This window comes from Campylobacter sp. LR264d, from assembly GCF_008633895.1.
In the GTDB taxonomy this organism is placed as follows: Bacteria; Campylobacterota; Campylobacteria; order Campylobacterales; family Campylobacteraceae; genus Campylobacter_D.
This window is the reverse complement of record NZ_VJNT01000003.1, coordinates 1-383: the sequence shown is the minus strand read 5'-3', so window position 1 is coordinate 383 and position 383 is coordinate 1. Positions and strand designations below refer to the sequence as shown.

1 pseudogene is annotated in these 383 nt (G+C 26.6%); it reads left to right on the top strand.

Annotated features, from left to right (window positions below):
* Window positions 1-383 (top strand): annotated as a pseudogene (locus FMM56_RS08605) (restriction endonuclease subunit S); the annotation flags it as partial.

Sequence of the window (383 nt, the reverse complement as noted above, 5' to 3'; positions counted from 1 at the left end):
ATGAACGGAGGATTAACATATAAACCAAGCGACTTAAGGGAAAATGGCATAGCAGTATTAAGGGCAAATAATATTCAAAATGGACAAATTGATTATAATGGGTTAGTTTTTGTAAATGAAAATATGCAAATTTCATCAAAATTTTTTGCAACAAAAGGTGATATTTTAATGTGTGCTACAAATGGCAGTATAAATTTGGTCGGCAAAGTAGCCATGATAGAAAAAAATGGAATGGCATTTGGTTCATTTATGAGAATTATTAAATCTAAATATAATCGATATTTAAAATATTTTTTTGAAAGCACATATTTTAAAACGCAATTTACAGATATGCAAACAACTACAATTAATCAAATAAAACAATCAAGCTTAGAAAAAACTTT